18 protein-coding genes are annotated in these 14,064 nt (G+C 57.4%); 16 read left to right on the top strand and 2 right to left on the bottom strand.

What is annotated here, in order from left to right; translation table 11 throughout:
- The first annotated feature begins 100 nt into the window (after positions 1 to 100).
- On the top strand, positions 101 to 2,068 hold the full coding sequence (locus AC1RAC_RS03195; protein ID WP_492616196.1) for a DNA topoisomerase III: 1,968 nt from the start codon (positions 101 to 103) through the stop codon (positions 2,066 to 2,068).
- A 41-nt stretch (positions 2,069 to 2,109) separates the two neighbouring features.
- Here the strand turns inward: AC1RAC_RS03195 and AC1RAC_RS03200 are convergent, their stop codons facing one another.
- Positions 2,110 to 2,367 (bottom strand): hypothetical protein, encoded by a 258-nt coding sequence (locus AC1RAC_RS03200; RefSeq protein ID WP_492616197.1) that lies wholly within the window; start codon positions 2,365 to 2,367, stop codon positions 2,110 to 2,112.
- A gap of 209 nt (positions 2,368 to 2,576) precedes the next feature.
- Between AC1RAC_RS03200 and AC1RAC_RS03205 the strand changes: the two genes are divergently transcribed.
- The 12 genes from AC1RAC_RS03205 to AC1RAC_RS03260 all read left to right on the top strand — a co-directional run bounded on the left by AC1RAC_RS03205 (position 2,577) and on the right by AC1RAC_RS03260 (position 12,160).
- A complete protein-coding gene (locus AC1RAC_RS03205; protein ID WP_477759074.1) occupies positions 2,577 to 2,918 on the top strand; it encodes a helix-turn-helix domain-containing protein in 342 nt (113 codons plus the stop codon).
- Between the two features lie 912 nt (positions 2,919 to 3,830).
- The gene (locus tag AC1RAC_RS03210; protein WP_492616198.1) at positions 3,831 to 4,412 is read left to right on the top strand and encodes an STY4534 family ICE replication protein; all 582 of its coding nucleotides are present in this window, start codon (positions 3,831 to 3,833) and stop codon (positions 4,410 to 4,412) included.
- Between the two features lie 71 nt (positions 4,413 to 4,483).
- Complete coding sequence (locus AC1RAC_RS03215) at positions 4,484 to 4,741, top strand: hypothetical protein (RefSeq protein ID WP_492616199.1); 258 nt, start codon at positions 4,484 to 4,486, stop codon at positions 4,739 to 4,741.
- Positions 4,742 to 4,842: 101 nt separating this feature from the next.
- Positions 4,843 to 5,337, top strand: coding sequence for a RadC family protein (gene radC, locus AC1RAC_RS03220; protein ID WP_492616200.1), 495 nt, complete (start codon positions 4,843 to 4,845; stop codon positions 5,335 to 5,337).
- A 52-nt stretch (positions 5,338 to 5,389) separates the two neighbouring features.
- The gene (locus AC1RAC_RS03225; protein ID WP_492616201.1) at positions 5,390 to 6,136 is read left to right on the top strand and encodes a DUF5983 family protein; all 747 of its coding nucleotides are present in this window, start codon (positions 5,390 to 5,392) and stop codon (positions 6,134 to 6,136) included.
- Positions 6,137 to 6,242: 106 nt separating this feature from the next.
- Positions 6,243 to 6,785, top strand: a complete 543-nt coding sequence (gene pilL2, locus AC1RAC_RS03230; RefSeq protein ID WP_492616202.1) for a PFGI-1 class ICE element type IV pilus protein PilL2 — start codon at positions 6,243 to 6,245, stop codon at positions 6,783 to 6,785.
- Positions 6,782 to 7,453 carry a chemotaxis protein gene (locus AC1RAC_RS03235; RefSeq protein ID WP_492616203.1) on the top strand — a complete coding sequence of 224 codons (672 nt, stop codon included), beginning with the start codon at positions 6,782 to 6,784 and terminating at the stop codon, positions 7,451 to 7,453. Before pilL2 ends, AC1RAC_RS03235 begins: the two co-directional genes overlap by 4 nt.
- Before the next feature lie 9 nt (positions 7,454 to 7,462).
- Positions 7,463 to 8,182, top strand: a complete 720-nt coding sequence (locus AC1RAC_RS03240; RefSeq protein WP_492616204.1) for a TIGR03759 family integrating conjugative element protein — start codon at positions 7,463 to 7,465, stop codon at positions 8,180 to 8,182.
- The gene (locus tag AC1RAC_RS03245; RefSeq protein WP_492616205.1) at positions 8,164 to 8,697 is read left to right on the top strand and encodes a lysozyme family protein; all 534 of its coding nucleotides are present in this window, start codon (positions 8,164 to 8,166) and stop codon (positions 8,695 to 8,697) included. The genes AC1RAC_RS03240 and AC1RAC_RS03245 overlap by 19 nt, the downstream gene beginning before the upstream one ends.
- Before the next feature lie 11 nt (positions 8,698 to 8,708).
- Positions 8,709 to 9,224 (top strand): integrating conjugative element protein, encoded by a 516-nt coding sequence (locus AC1RAC_RS03250; RefSeq protein ID WP_492616206.1) that lies wholly within the window; start codon positions 8,709 to 8,711, stop codon positions 9,222 to 9,224.
- Positions 9,225 to 9,232: 8 nt separating this feature from the next.
- Positions 9,233 to 11,338, top strand: a complete 2,106-nt coding sequence (gene traD, locus AC1RAC_RS03255) for a type IV conjugative transfer system coupling protein TraD (RefSeq protein ID WP_492616207.1) — start codon at positions 9,233 to 9,235, stop codon at positions 11,336 to 11,338.
- A 90-nt stretch (positions 11,339 to 11,428) separates the two neighbouring features.
- A complete protein-coding gene (locus tag AC1RAC_RS03260; RefSeq protein WP_492616208.1) occupies positions 11,429 to 12,160 on the top strand; it encodes a TIGR03747 family integrating conjugative element membrane protein in 732 nt (243 codons plus the stop codon).
- A gap of 270 nt (positions 12,161 to 12,430) precedes the next feature.
- On the opposite strand, the gene AC1RAC_RS03265 is transcribed toward AC1RAC_RS03260, so the two are convergent.
- Entirely contained in the window at positions 12,431 to 12,802 is a 372-nt protein-coding gene (locus AC1RAC_RS03265; RefSeq protein WP_492616209.1) for a histone-like nucleoid-structuring protein, MvaT/MvaU family, read from the bottom strand.
- 303 nt (positions 12,803 to 13,105) lie between these two features.
- On the opposite strand from AC1RAC_RS03265, the gene AC1RAC_RS03270 reads away from it, so the two are divergent.
- The 3 genes from AC1RAC_RS03270 to AC1RAC_RS03280 are packed head-to-tail and all read left to right on the top strand — an operon-like array spanning position 13,106 to position 14,060.
- Positions 13,106 to 13,441, top strand: coding sequence for an integrative conjugative element protein, RAQPRD family (locus AC1RAC_RS03270; protein WP_492616210.1), 336 nt, complete (start codon positions 13,106 to 13,108; stop codon positions 13,439 to 13,441).
- Positions 13,438 to 13,671, top strand: coding sequence for a TIGR03758 family integrating conjugative element protein (locus AC1RAC_RS03275; protein WP_492616211.1), 234 nt, complete (start codon positions 13,438 to 13,440; stop codon positions 13,669 to 13,671). The genes AC1RAC_RS03270 and AC1RAC_RS03275 overlap by 4 nt, the downstream gene beginning before the upstream one ends.
- A gap of 17 nt (positions 13,672 to 13,688) precedes the next feature.
- On the top strand, positions 13,689 to 14,060 hold the full coding sequence (locus AC1RAC_RS03280) for a TIGR03745 family integrating conjugative element membrane protein (protein ID WP_275969337.1): 372 nt from the start codon (positions 13,689 to 13,691) through the stop codon (positions 14,058 to 14,060).
- Positions 14,061 to 14,064: the final 4 nt, after the last annotated feature.

The raw sequence follows: 14,064 nt of genomic DNA on the forward strand, positions 1-14,064 counted from the left end.
CCCTCACCGACTAATATGAGGAACCTGCCATTCAGGTTTCTCATATCTCGCCCCTGCTACTTCGAACAACGCTGCTCCGAACCCAATCCGGAGCAGTTCTATGCGTCTCTTCCTCTGTGAGAAACCGTCCCAGGGTCGTGACATCGCCAAGGTGCTCGGAGCCACCCGGCGTGGTGATGGTTGCCTAATCGGCACCGATTCAACCGTCACCTGGTGTATCGGCCACCTGCTGGAGACATCCCCACCTGAAGCTTATGATGCTCAGTACAAATCCTGGTCGTTGGATCATCTACCGATCACTCCCGCGCAGTGGAGGGTTGAGGTCAAACCCAAGACTGCCGCACAGTTCAAGGTCATCAAACGCCTACTCGGTGACGCTACCACCGTCGTCATTGCCACCGACGCCGATCGCGAAGGTGAAATGATTGCCCGCGAGTTACTGGAGCTCTGCCAGTATCGAGGCCCCGTTCAGCGCCTCTGGTTGTCCGCCCTCAACGAGGCGTCGATTCGCAAAGCACTGTCCTCGCTGAAGTCTGGTCAGGAAACCTTCCCGCTCTATCACTCCGCCCTCGCCCGCAGCCGCGCCGACTGGCTGATCGGCATGAACCTGAGTCGTTTGTTTACCCTCCTTGGTCGGCGGGTGGGTTACGACGGTGTATTGTCGGTCGGACGCGTCCAGACACCCACTTTACGTCTGGTGGTCGATCGGGATCGTGCGATTGCCAGCTTCGTCTCGGTGCCCTACTGGGACGTGGATGTGCACCTGTCCTCAATGGGGCAACCATTCATCGCATCGTGGTTACCACCAAACTCAGGGCGAGACGAGGCCGGTCGTTGCCTGCAGCAGGCGCTTGCCAGTCAAACGGTCCAAGTGATCTCTGGCAGTAAGACCGCCACAGTACTCTCGCTGCAGACTGAGCATTTCCGAGAACCGCCGCCCCTGCCCTTCGACCTGAGCACACTGCAAGAAGTCTGCTCACGCAAGCTGGGTCTCGGCGCTCAGGAAACCCTGAACATCGCCCAGGCGCTGTATGAAACCCACAAAGCCACCACCTACCCGCGCAGCGATTGCCGCTATTTGCCAGATAGTATGTTCAACGAGGTACCCGCGGTATTCGATGCCCTGCTCAAAACGGATCCCGCGCTGCAACCCGCATTAGGAAGACTCGATCAATCACTGCACTCTCGCGTGTGGAACGATGCCAAGGTCACCGCGCACCACGCCATCATCCCGACCACCGAGCCGGCAAACCTGGCGCGGATGTCCGTACAAGAACGCCAAGTCTACGAACTGATTCGCAGCCACTACCTTGTGCAATTTCTTCCGCATCATGAGTTTGATCGGACCCAGGTCGAACTGGAGTGTGGCGAAGAACGATTGACCGCTGTAGGCAAACAGATCCTGGTCCAGGGCTGGAAAGGCTTGCTCTATGACGCCGCCGAGGAGGATGAGCCCAGTCATAAGTCCCAAGTATTGCCCGTCTTGCAACAGGGTAGTCAGTGCACAGTGGACGACGTCGAACTCAAGTCCATGCGCACTGCAGCTCCCAAACCGCTCACCGAGGGCGATCTGATCAAGGCGATGAAAAATGTGGCTAAGCTGGTCAACGACCCACGCCTGAGACAGAAGCTCCGGGAAACCACCGGTATCGGCACCGAAGCCACGCGAGCCGGTATCATCAAGGGGTTGATTGATCGCGGTTATTTGCTGAAGAAAAAACGCGCCTTGATGGCCTCCGCAGCGGCCCATACCCTGATCGAGGCGGTACCCGCTGCAATCGCAGATCCAGGTATGACCGCGATCTGGGAACAGGCTCTGGACGAAATCGAAGCGGAACGGCTGACCCTTGATGCGTTCGTCGCCAAGCAGGCGACTTGGATTGCGCAGTTGGTCGCACGCTACGGCTCACTTACTTTAGCCATGCCTATCGAAGCTGGTCCGGCCTGCCCCATTTGCAACGCTTCAATGCTCAGGCGAAAGGGAAAATCAGGGCCGTTCTGGTCATGCTCCCACTATCCGGACTGCAAGGGCACTGTGCCGATAAGAAAAGATACGCGTCGCTCATGACGCTTCACTGGAGATCGACATGAGTATTGGGAGCGATATGGTCAGTGCATTATCAACGGTGGCTGATCCCTCTCCAAGTCGCTTAGCGGTTGTCCGATTTCACGGGCCAATGCGATGCCTGTCGCAATCCATATCTGCCCCAGTTCGTTAAACGCTTTCAGGTGAGCAGGATCTTCGTTGAGCCAATGGACAAGACTGTCGAAGTGCTCGGGGTTCTCCGGGCAATCATGAATCTTGATGAACAGCTCCAGTGTTCGATCCCAAATCAGATCCATGACGTTCTCGCTCTCCTCTTCCATGCTCAACCGTTCCTCAGCTTGGCCCTATCAGACCGCTCATTCTCACTGACCACCTCGGACTTTGATTCCTGGAGGAATAGAAGCCACGTCGCATTACATAGCGATTTCAGCCAATATAACAACTCTATAAGTTGATACTCAACCGTTAAGGATGTTCATGTCAATGGGTCTTTGCTCAACCATTCGGGTTGAACTGGAGAACTCATCACTTGGCACATAAACATCCAACCCAAGCCCAAATCGGGCGCATGATCGCGAAACACAGGACCGAGCGTAATCTGACCCAAGAAGAGGTGGCTGAGCGCATGGGGATCGGCAGTGAAGCCATATCGCGCCTGGAGCGGGGTGTGGTAGAGCTTTCCGTGGTCAAGCTGATGCAGTTAGCGGATATTTTCGACTGCCGGATGGATGAACTGCTGACGGAGTCGAGCAATCGTCCCAATGATCAAGGCCAGATGATCGCGGGTCTGCTGCACGGACTGAAAGAAAGTGACCGCGCCTTTATCCTGGCAACTGTCGAACAATTGGCCACTCATCTCGGCAGTAAGTAACCTCTTTCATCGCGCTCAATGTAGTTTCTTATGAGGGGTCGCCCACTGGCTTGACGTCGTGTTGCCCTCTCTGCTGTAGTAGCTTCGGATCACCGCCAACGGCGACCCAAGACCGATTCGCTCCGGGTAGCTCGGTCGGACTCCTAGAGTTCGGAGCCTTCTCTTCTGCGGAATTTCATTCCTCACTTGTGCTCGACCTCATCACGGTGGCGGATGACCACTGTTGCCTCTACCAGGCAATAGCGGTCATCCGCTTCGGCGATCGTATTCAGTCCCGGAGCCCACCGGGGAAACACTGGGCACCCTTTGTGCGCGGATGCGTGCCAGCAGGTTCCGACCCAGGCCACGACAAGGGTCGGTTGGCGAATCATGGCGCAGTTCAACCAAGTGTTGCGAGGCGCTTGTCGACTGCGCAAGACCGTCAAAGGTGGCTTTTCTCTTCCTCGCCTGGCGCCCCTCCAGGCCCACTCTTCATTTTTTTCATTTTCTTAATTCCAGTGACTTCCATCGTATTCCGGCCTTAAAAAATCGGGTTGCAGCGTCTTGACGCTCCCCTGTGACAGGCTTATACAAAAGGCGTGGTTCGCTGTCGTTGACAGCCCAGCCCAGGTAGCTTGAACCTTAAAGGCTACGCCACGTTCGTGGTGGTTCACCCAAGTGCAATCAGCGTTCGGAAGCTTGCACGATTACCGCTTCAGCGGTGATGAATGCCCACTCCCCTATGCCTGCGGATCACCACCGCAGACGCTCCTCTGCTGCACTGCTATTCCCCCAGACGCATCGTTCCGATCGTCATCGGTTTGCCGGTGGCGAGTCGTTCATTGCTCGCCTTCACCTTACCCACCCTGACGGGGCTCACTTCCCCTTCAGGGACTGTGCGTCACCGTTTTCCCTTGAAACAGGAGAACCATCATGGCCCACGCCAACCACTCCCAAGAAGCGACCACTTACTTCAACCTGCACACCGTCGGTATCGGTTACCTCAACCGTGTTCGTGAAGTACAAGTCCGCCGCGGCCAGCCATTCATGGCCTGCGATATTGCAGCCCTACACGGTGCCATCGATGCGGTGGAGTACACCCGTTTCGACTGCAAAGTCGCTGGGGGTGAAGCTGAACGCTTGATTCGTCTCTATATGGACGCCGTCAAAGCCGAGAAAAAGGTCTTGCTGTCGTTCCGTATCGGCGACCTGTGGATCGATCCGTTTCTCTACGAGAAAGGCGATAAACAAGGCCAACCGGGCGCCAGCCTGAAAGGTCGTTTGCTGTTCATCGACTGGATCAAGGTCAACGGCACGTTCGAGTACAAAGCGCCCGCCAGGCAGGAAGCAACAGCACCTGCTGAGCCAGCGCCCACCAGTGAGTTATCCCCACCATCGGCTGATGCCGAAGCTGAGGCGATCGACATCCCAATAGAGGCTCGGGTTGAACCTGACTCTCCACCCACTCCCCGCACGGCTCGCCGTGATGCTACCCGTACCGTTCAGTCCGCCTGAACAGTCAACGATGTTCCACATCAAGGCGCTCCCTCGAGCGCCTTTTCTTCAATCAGCACAGGAGAACCGACATGGAATCCTTCTGGCTATGCGACGACTGCCTGTTCGCTGTGGCGTACGAGGACTACAGCACGTTATCGCTCTACTACACGACGGATGAAATCGAGAAGCGCATCGCCGGCATCCATCGTGGACTGATTCGGTTAATGCCCATCAGTGCCGACTTCGATCCCGAAGCCGGCTGGGGGATAAAAGCCTTTTCTCCATTGCCTTGCGATGGTTGTGGTTCGCCCTTGTACGGTCAACGCCACCGATTCACTCGGCTGTAAACAGCGCGTCATCTGCTAACGCCGACGACTCTATATCCACCTCGGGGACACTGCTCCCCTCGGGCGTGTACCCCTGATTTTTCCCCTTCGGAGGTACCACCATGAGCACCCAACTCACACTGATCGATACTTCGGATTTCGAGGCTGATCGTATCGTCCAAGAAAACCAGGTGATCGACGAAGCACTGCATATTCTGGATCGTCGGCTGTTCGCCCGCGGCCCGAACCTGACGTCGCCTGACGCTGTGGCCTCATACCTAAAACTGCATCTTGTGCAGCAAGAGCATGAAGTCTTCGGTGTGATCTTTCTCGATGCCAGGCACCGGGTGCTGGCATTCGAAGTCCTCTTTCACGGCAGCATTGATGGCGCCAGCGTTTACCCCCGCCAAGTCGTTAAGCGTTCCCTCGTGCATAACGCTGCAGCCACCATTTTTGTTCACAACCACCCCTCAGGGTGTACGGAACCCAGCCAGGCGGATCGCGTCTTGACTGCACGGCTGAAGGAGGCCTTGGCCTTGATCGAAGTGCGTGTACTGGATCACTTCATCGTGGGTGAAGGTCGTCCTCTCTCCCTTGCCGAACATGGCTGGCTTTAACCCTCACAGGCGTCTTCGGGCGCCTTGTTCATTTTCATTCTGGAGCACGCTCATGAACCCCACACACCGAGCTGCAGCCCTGCTGACGGCCTCAAACCCATTTGCTCGCGGTTACGACAACCTTCATATAGAACGGCTGCTACTGATCACCTACGAAGACGACTGCCCTCCCTGCTTTCGACCCCTACACGACTCACAAGCCCATCTGCCCGACGACGAGTTGCAACTGTTCGCCTGCCTGTTCAATGGCGATTTCGCCTTGATCAGCGAAGGCCAATCCATTTCGGATGATTTGGATGAACGCTGCCAGTCCACCGGGCTAGTGCGCCAAGTACTCTACGCTGTGATGGGCGAAATGCTCAACGAGCGGCATCACCTCGGTGATCTGTACTCCCTGGAAGAGGCACAAGCCATGGTCCATCGCTTGAGCTTCGAAACGGGACACTACAGTCGAGCCTGGGAAATCAGTACCGCGCACCTTCCCGAAGAAGCGATGTTCTATCTGGAAGGGTGGGTCAGTCACTCCGCGCCGAGACAAACCGGCCTCTTGTTCGAGCTTTTAACGTTGCCGGATTGCTGCGGCATCGGTTGCAAACTGATCGGCACACCACGGACGGACGAAAACGTGCTGAACATTGAGGGCAAACGTTATTCAAGCTTGAGACAAGAACAACTCGACGCAGGCACACCGGAAGCCTTGGTCAACGTACTGTATTTGGCGGCATTGGCGGATGTGCGATTGTTGATCTTCGACCCCGACGCTACCATCTTGGATGGGCTCGCCATTTTCGATGAGTAACAACGCGTTCGGCTTTAACACGACCCGCCTTGAATCAACTTTCTCACTGAATCGCTCCTTCACCTCATGTCAGGTTCTGCACTGAATCTGACATGAGGTTTCATCCATGGAGCGTTTTTTCACGCCTGTCTGCCTGCTGGGTTTGTTGAGCGCCTGCACCGCGCAAATCCCCAACACACCGCCGATCAATCTAGCGATCGACAATGGCTCCAATTGGACCCAGGTCTCGAGGGGCCCAACCGAAGGAAGCCGTCCGGCAGAACTCCGCTATGGCCGCTATACGCTGGTGAGCACCGAGCCCACCACGGAACAACGCGATCTTCTGGCCCAAATCATTGAAGTGAACATCCCATCCAGCCTGAGTCCTTCGGTGCAGGATGCGTTGCAGTACGTATTGCGACGCTCGGGCTATTCGCTCTGCCCCGCTACTGCGTCGGTGAGGGTGCTCTTTACTCGGCCCCTGCCCGCGGCTCATTACCGGCTCGGCCCGCTCTCTTTGCGCAACGCGCTACAAGTGCTGGCTGGGCCCGCCTGGCAACTCACGACCGATGAAGTCAGCCGTTCGGTCTGCTTCGAACAGCAGAAAACGGAGGCCGGCGTCGTGCGGGCCACACCAAGCTCATCCCATCAGGCGGAGGCACGTCCATGAAAGCCTCGACGTTTCAAACCCTCATTATTGGATTGCTTTGCCTGGCGGCCGCCGGGCTGAGTGGTGGATTGTATAACCAGTATCAGCGCGTGGCGGAACTACAGAGCACGAACACGCAATACCGACAAACCCTGGATACCCTGCAACGTGATTCAAGCGCCCTCAAGGACGCCCAGGAGAAGCTGCAGTACGCGCTGAAAGACCTGAAACAGATGGTCGATACCGGCGAGCAACAGGCCAATACCCTCGATCCGATGTTGGATCAGTGGGCGCAAGAAATACAGGAACTGCGCGACGGTCTGGCAGCCCGCGCCACCGTGGCAGACCTGACAGCGCTACGCGCACGCCTTGAGCACGTCGAGCAGCAGCTTCTGGGGCTCAAAACTCTGTCATCAACTCCACCACCGACGTCTTCCGCGACCAAGCTGAAAAAGACCATTCGCCCCAAGCCCGCCCCGCTCTCGCCACCGTTCTCGGTGTTGAGTGTCGAGTCCCGTGGTGGTGAGCGTTTTCTGGCGGTCGCACCTCATGACAGTCGCTCTCTCACGGATGTCCGGCTGCTACATAGCGGTGAGCAACTGGGGGCCTGGCACCTAAAAGTACTGGAGCCGAACTCAGCCATCTTCGCAGTGGCCGCTCAGCCAGACCAGACCGTGCAAATCCCTTGAGAAGCGATCATGAACAGAGCGCTACTGCCCGCCGTCGTCTGTCTCGCTTCGCTACTGACCACGGGCGCGGCCATGGGCAACCCCGTCACGACACAGTCAAGTATCCAGGACCCGCTGTCCGCCCCTCTGGGGCGCTCTGACTCTGTACAAGCGGCGAGCTGGGGTCTGACGGAGCAGGAGTGGACGCGCTTCGAACAGATCCAAGCCAGCCCACGCGGTTTCTGGAGCCCGAACCTTGATCCGTTGACCACACTCGGGGTTGAGGCCGAGACCGACCAAGAGCGCCAGCGCTATGCCGAATTACAGGTAGCGCTGGAAGCCAAACGCGCTGAGCGCGAGTTGGCCTACCAAAACGCTTACACCGCAGCCTGGGCCAAGCTGTTTCCCGGGCTGCTGCCGATCCAGGGCATGGCATCCCCGTCCCCTGCCAGCTCATCGGTCGTGCCGCGCCAGGCCCTGTTTGTGGAGGACCACTGCCCAGCGTGCACCGCCGAAGCACAGCGTCTGCAAAGCAGCGACACGGCGTTCGATATCTACCTGGTGGGCAGCCAAGGCGAGGATGAACGCGTCCGTAGCTGGGCTCGGCAAGCAGACATCGATCCGGCCAAGGTTCAACGCCAGCAGATCACCCTGAACCATGACCGTGGTCGCTGGTTCAGCCTGGGTGCCCCGGGGCCATTGCCTGCCACATTTCAACAGGTGAGTGGACAATGGCAACGCCTCGACTGAGTGGTATTGCGCTCCTGCTGACGGTGCTCGCCGTCCAGGCTGACGAACTTCCGCCTCCTGCCTACCAACTGGCGGCGCATGACGCGGACATCCCTTCTACGGTGCTGTTCGCGATTGCCCTGCAGGAGAGCGGTATTCGGGTCCATGGCCGACTGCTGCCCTGGCCTTGGACCCTGAACATCGCCGGTAACCCTTACCGCTTCGCCACTCGCCAGGCCGCCTGTCACGCCTTGCTCCAGGCACTCACTCAGTATGACGCCAAGCGGGTCGACGCCGGACTTGGGCAAACCAACCTGGGTTACCACGGACAACGTTTTTCCAGCCCCTGCGATGCCCTCGACCCGTACCGAAATCTCGCCGTTACCGCCGCGCTGCTGCAGGAGCATCACACCGCCACCGGTGACTGGGTGTCAGCTGCCGGACGCTATCACCGCCCGGCAGGAGGAACGCCGGCCGCGCGTTACCGCGCCGGATTTTCCCGGCAACTCGAACGGTTGCTGGTTTCCTTCAAATAGGGCACACCGCCATGACGCGAATATTCCTTACCTGCTATTTCATCCTGTTCTTGGCACCTGTCGCCCAGGCGAAACCAACCGTAGTCAGGGATCCGACTGGCGACGTCATCCAACCCTACGTCCAAGCCACGGGCCTGCCCATAAATAACAGAGTTCAGGCTGACCGGGCCGTGCATGCGGACCTGTCCACGTCTGCCAATGAAGACTGGATACTGCCCGTCCGCAGCTCCCACTTGAGCCCCGGCCAGATCGCATCTCGTACCCTGAACATGCCTGGGCTACAACCCTTCTTTCTGGTGGGCGACGATCCCCAGTCGTGGGCTTGGCTGAATCAACGCGCGACTGAACTGCACGAAATGGGCGCAACCGGCCTCGCCGTCGAAGTGGCCGATGCTGAAGCCCTGGCCCGGATTCGAGCAGCCGCTCCGGGCGTCACCATCCTGCCGGTCAACGGCAACGACATCGCCACCCGCCTGCAGATTGAGCACTACCCCGTCTTGATAACCGCCACCTCATTGGAACAGTGAGTCAGGTCATGGCCGAGCATGCGATGGAGTCCAAGCTCCGGCCAGCAGTGGAGCTGTACACCGTAGCGATCTGCATCGCCGCCGCGGTGTTGTGCGTGTACTCGCCCTGGGCTGTGGCCCTCTCACCCGAGATCGGGCTGGCTGCGGCGCTGGCCTATACCCTGTTCGGCCTTATCCGCCTGCGACAAGCCTGGGAGGTGCTGCGCTATCGGCGCAATATCCGCCGGCTGCCCCGCTACGAACTGACCAGTCGGCAGATTCCGGTCAGCCGTAAGCGTTTGTTTATGGGTCGCGGCTTTCGCTGGACCCGTCTGCACACCCAGCGCTTGGTCGAGGCCCAGGATCCGGCGGTCGCCCACTACGTCGACCAACTGACCAGCTATCGCCTGGCCCGTGAACTCGAACGACGCCTGGAACATGCACCGTTTCCGCTCTCGACATTGGCCCGAGTCACGGCTTGGGACAGTGCCTTCAATCCGTTGCGCCCTTTGCCCCCGGTAGGTGGCTCGCCGCTGTTGCATGGGGTCGAGCCCGACGAAATGGAAGTCAGTCTGCCGCTGGGCGAACGGGTCGGACACACACTGGTGCTGGGCACTACCCGTGTCGGCAAGACGCGGCTCGCCGAGGTGTATATCACCCAGGACATACACCGCGTCGAACACGAGGTAGTGATTGTCTTCGATCCGAAGGGCGATGCCGACCTGCTGAAGCGCATGTACGTAGAAGCCAAACGCGCCGGTCGGGAGAAGGAGTTTTATGTCTTCCATCTGGGCTGGCCAGAAATCTCCGCCCGCTACAACGCTGTGGGACGTTTCGGTCGTATCTCGGAAGTGGCGTCACGCATCGCAGGGCAGCTCAGTGGCGAAGGTAACTCTGCGGCCTTTCGCGAGTTCGCCTGGCGTTTCGTCAACATCATCGCCCGCGCCCTGATCGAGCTAGGCCGACGTCCGGACTACCTGCAGATCCAACGGCACGTAGTCAACATCGACGCACTGTTCATCGAATACGCCCAGCAGTTTTTCGCCAAGACCGACCCGATGGCGTGGGAAGTGATCGTCCAGCTCGAAAGCAAGCTCACCGAGAAGAACATTCCCCGGCATATGGTCGGACGAGAAAAACGGGTGGTGGCCATCGAGCAATACCTGGCGGTGAAGCGGGTATTTGATCCGGTAATGGATGGACTGCGTTCAGCGGTGCGCTACGACCGTACTTACTTCGACAAAATCGTGGCCTCGCTACTGCCGCTGCTGGAGAAACTCACCACCGGCAAGACCGCCCAGTTACTGGCCCCCAACTACACCGACCTGGATGACCCGCGGCCGATCTTCGACTGGATGCAGATCATCCGAAAACGCGGCATCGTCTACGTCGGTCTGGACGCGCTGACCGACGCCGAGGTGGCCGCCGCTGTAGGCAACTCCATGTTCGCCGACTTGGTCTCGGTCGCCGGACACATCTACAAACACGGCACCGACCATGGCCTGCCCCAATCGGGTAACAACAGTGACAAGTTGCCGATCAACCTCCACGCCGATGAGTTCAACGAGTTAATGGGGGATGAATTCATCCCGCTGATCAACAAAGGCGGCGGTGCCGGTATCCAGGTAACCGCCTATACCCAGACTCTCAGCGATATCGAAGCGCGCATTGGTAACCGCGCCAAGGCCGGCCAGGTCATTGGTAACTTCAATACCTTGCAGATACTCCGCGTGCGCGAGACCGCCACTGCGGAACTGCTCACCCAACAGTTGCCCAAGGTTAACGTGCTGACCAAGACCTTGGTGTCGGGCGCCACCGACACCTCCGATCCTGAGGCCAACACAGACTTCACCTCATCCTCACAAGACCGTGTCAGCAGCACCAGTGTGCCGCTGATCGAGCCTGCTCACATTGTCAGTTTGCCCAAGGGGCAAATGTTCTCCTTCCAGGCAGGTGGGCAGCTCTGGAAAGTCCGTATGCCGTTGCCAAAACCCTCCAACGATGATGCCATGCCCAAGGACCTGCAGGAACTCACTCAACGGATGCGGGCGGCCTATAACGCGCAGGCGGAGCAATGGTGGAGCGCAAGCGGTGGCGGCCCAACAACAAACTTCGATTTAGATCAGGTAGGGTAGCCCTACCGAGACCTAGATTTCGACTCAACAGAAAGCGATCCGGAAGACGTCGTGCCCAACTCAACTCTGCAGTGCGCAATGGAGTGAACGATGCCGACTTCCGTCCAGAACACGCCGCCACAACCGGTCCAGCGCCCGGGGTTGATCATCTCGGCGATCAGCCTGGTCCTGCGCATCATCGGATTGCTGATCGCCTCGTTGCTGTTCTCGATCCTCATAGAGTTCGCCGGCCTGCTACTGTTCTGGGGCGATCAGGGTTGGCGACACAGCCAGGCCATGTTGAATAGCGAATTGGGATGGCTCAGCGAGCACTTCAGAGCTTCACTCATCCTCCAACAACCCGGGCAAACGATCGTTCAAGTACTGGATTTTCTAAATCAGTGGCTGCTGGTCAAGACGGGCTTTGCGGATTTTGCCCGGCAGGCGCGGGTGTCGAGTCAGGGCAACAGTTTCTGGAGTTGGACCAATCAGCTATACGTGAGCATTGAGGATTTCGTACTGGCTGCAGTTTATGTGACCTTTACCTTCGTGGTGCGCCTGACCATTCTGGTCCTGGCAACACCACTATTTTTGTTGGCCACGCTCACCGGTCTTGTCGATGGCTTGATGCGTCGCGACCTGCGTAAGTTTGGAGCCGGGCGAGAAAGCAGTTTTGTCTATCACCGTGCTAAACGAGCAGTGATACCACTGTTGGTCGTGCCCTGGGTCATTTACCTGTCCCTGCCCTTTTCGCTCAACCCTATGGCCGTATTTTTGCCTTGTGCTGTAACGCTTGGCATCGCAATGGCAATCACGGCAACTACATTTAAGAAATATCTCTGACTCGGAAAAATTATATTTTCAGTCGTATATCCCCGTGGTATCAGGATAGTTATCCAGCGTCTGCAGAACTGATACACCGCACGAGCTCACCCGCCAGAATTCGACCGAGATTCCCCACTTCGAGCGGAGTGTTGAGTGCAAGGCAGGCTCCCAAAGTTTGGGAGTGTGCCTCAAGATTGGTGCAGGAGAGGGACCAAGATTCGCATTCAGGACTCATCACCCTCACCAACAAACAAGGGCGCATGCAGAGCCCTTGCAATCAAATCGTTCTTACTGCGTACGCCACGACTCGACAACGTCTGCGCCAAACTCGATTTTCCATTCTTTCAACTGCCGATGGTTACCTCCCTTGGTTTCGATCAGCTCACCAGAGTTCGGATTTTTGTAAATTTTCACATCGCGAGCTTTACGGGCGGCCCTCATAGGAGCTGCTATTAGTGTCGAGGTACGACGGCCAGCCTCTGGATCTAGGATGCTAATGATGTTCTTCAAGCTGAAGCCGTACTCTCCAAGCAACGCCCGCAATTTGCTCTCAAATTCCATTTCTTTTTTCAGGCCGGAATCACTTTTCATCGACTCAAGCTCTGCGAGCTGTTCGGCCAGTTGTTGCTCAAGCTTACGAAATTCAACCAACCGAGACATGTGAAACTTCCTTCAGTTTAGGGAAATGAAAAATGAACATTCCAATGTTAAGCGATGATTAGCTCTTCGTCACCCATGCTGCCTTCAAGCACGAGCAAATCCACTCATTGCCGCATGAACAACACATTATTAATGGGTAAGAGTGCTGTCTGAGCTTTCTTTATGGTCCAATCGATTGCTGATGTAGTGTGAGAGTCTTTTTCCGCTCGCCCCTAAAAAAGCGATACATCCCACCTCGCGTTTAATACTGAATAATTCAAACGCTAACTTGATTCTGGCTCCATCTCCACATGGGCCAGCATCATGTCGATTACCATCTATCGCAACTTTTTGCTCCTTTCACTGACCATTGTTCAAGGCAGCAGCTATGCCGCATCTGCTCATGAGCAGGAACAGCTCAGCCTGGTCCAGCAACAACTCGACATTATCGAACGCCTTGCGACGCAAGCTGAGGTGGCCAGTACCTCTGAACCAAACGAACGCTATCGCTTCGACTATCCCCAACTGACTCAAGACATCCAACGCATCCGCCATGGTGTGCTGGGATACCTGTTTCCTTCCCGTGCGCAACCCCGCGATCCCGCTGAATTGGTCGGCGAATACCGCCTCGACACTCCGTCCGCGGAGCCGTCGCCATGACTGAAGCTCAGACCTCGGCGTTCCAAAACGCCTCCGGTTTCTCACCGCAGAGCAGTTCGACGCTCTGGCTGTCCCTGGTTCTCGTCCTGGCTTTACTCTGGTGTGCCTGGGTGATGTTGACGGCTTACCGGGGGTGGGCCGCCGGCAGTGTGCGCTTTGGAGCGTTCGGTGGCAGCGCCATGCGCGTGCTGCTCGCATTGTTGGTCCTGATGTTCTTCGCCCTTTCCTAATCCTGGAGATCGCCGTCATGCTCAAGCGCCTTGTCCCCCTGAAAAACAACCTGCGTGATCGCGCGAGCCAGCGCTTAATCGGTCTGCTGCTGGTGCTCGGTCCAAGCCTGGCTTTTGCCGAACTTCCGACCATGGAAGCTCCTTCACGGGGTGAAGGTTCCGGGTTGATCGAGACAATCAAAAACTACGCTTATGACGGCGGCATCCTGCTTGGTCTACTGATCGCCCTGCTCGCTTTCTTGGGTGTGGCCTGGCATTCGCTGACGGTGTATGCCGACGTGCAGAACCAACGCAAGACCTGGAAAGACCTCGGCGCCGTAGTCGGCATCGGAGCCCTACTGGTGGTGATCATCATCTGGTTCCTGACCAAGGCTGCCGCAATTCTGTGAGGTT

This window comes from Pseudomonas sp. GW823-FHT02F05, assembly GCF_058797315.1.